The organism is Actinoplanes sp. NPDC048791 (assembly GCF_040650095.1).
Classification (GTDB): Bacteria; Actinomycetota; Actinomycetes; order Mycobacteriales; family Micromonosporaceae; genus Actinoplanes.
In genome coordinates, this window is the sequence record NZ_JBEZGQ010001557.1 from 1 (window position 1) to 1,404 (window position 1,404).

The following is a 1,404-nucleotide window of genomic DNA, read 5'->3' on the forward strand; positions in this document are numbered from 1 at the left end:
GCGGCGCCACCGCGCGCCCGGATCAGGGCGAACTCGGCCCGGCGCCGCTCCACGACCAGGCCGGCCGCGAGCGCGATCAGGCCGAGCAGGGTCGCCAGGACCCCGGCCTGCACGACGGCCAGCAGCGCGGCGACGGCGCTCTGCTCGTTCGTGAAGCGGCTCAGGGAGGTCTCGAGGCCGCTGGTCAGCACGGTCTGCGGCGGCGGTTCGCGCCGGGCGGCGGCCACGGCTGCGGCCAGCGGGGGCACGTCGGGGGCGGACAGGCGCTCCTCGGCGATCCGGTAGCGCCACTCGTGCACCACGTCGCCGGTGCGCTCGGCGGCGAAGCGCAGGCCGGCGTCGTCGGTGAGCAGGCCGGCCCGCACGGTGACGCCGTCGTCCGGGTTCGGGCAGGCCGTCTGGGTCAGCGGCATGTCGGCCCAGATCGGTGCCCCCGGGTCGGTCTGCTCGAAGATGCCGACCACCTGCACGGGGATCTCGCCGTACGAGCCGGTCAGGGTGAAGGTCGAGCCGACCCGCAGCTTCATGGCCGTCGCGGCCGGGCGGGCCACCGTCGCTTCGACGGTGCCGCCCGAGGCCGGCGGGCGGCCCTCGACCATCCGGATCGCCTGGTCGGCGCCGGTCAGCGTGCGCACCGACAGGCTGGGCGTGCAGTTGCCGAGGAACGGCGCGACGGCGCCACTGGTACGCACACCGGCGGGCCCGACCCGCGCGGTGTACCACTGGTCGCTGATCAGCCCCGGCAGCGGCGCACTGAGCTGCGCGCGGTAGGTGTCGAGCCGTTGCGGGCCGTCGCGGACGACATCGGCGGTGGGGTCCAGCGGGAAACGCGCGCGCACGCTGCCGAAGGTGAGGTCACGGGCGGTGTGCGGCAACTTGGCGATGTCCGCGCGCAGGCCCGCGTCCGTGTTGCCGTTGGCCAGTTTCGGCACGCCGCTCACCAGCAGGGCGGCGACCAGGGCGAGGGCCGCGAGCAGGGCCAGTCCACCGGCGAACGCGCGGGCACGGTGCAGCAGGGCGGTCATTGGTCCTGCCCCCAGGTGGGCGGGGCCGCGGCGAGGCGGCGGTGCATGCGAACGGCGGCCAGGGCGGTCAGGGCGAGGGCGAGCACGATCAGGACCACACCCGTACCGGCGGCGCGCAGCCACTCGATGTCCGGCAGCGGCACGGGCACGGGCCGGGCGGCGGCGGGCGTGAGGACCAGCAGCGGGGCCACCGCGATCGCGACGAGCACCCCGGTGACCAGCCCGGCGAGCGCGCCGATCCCGGCCAGGAACGCCTGCTCGACGAGCAACGACCGGGTCAGCAGCCGCGGACCGGCGCCGAGGGCGTGCAGCACCGCCAGCTCACCGGCGCGACGCCGGGTGGTGGCCTGCACGTCCACCGCGACCCCGACCGCGGCGA

Annotated in this window: 1 protein-coding gene and 1 pseudogene; both read right to left on the bottom strand. The window is 76.5% G+C overall.

Going from position 1 to position 1,404, the window contains the following annotated elements:
- Window positions 1–1,025 (bottom strand): annotated as a pseudogene (locus AB0C29_RS48440) (ABC transporter permease); the annotation flags it as partial.
- On the bottom strand, window positions 1,022–1,404 hold a 383-nt coding region (locus tag AB0C29_RS48445), incomplete at its 5' end, for an ABC transporter permease (RefSeq protein WP_360835133.1). The pseudogene AB0C29_RS48440 and the gene AB0C29_RS48445, both read right to left, overlap by 4 nt.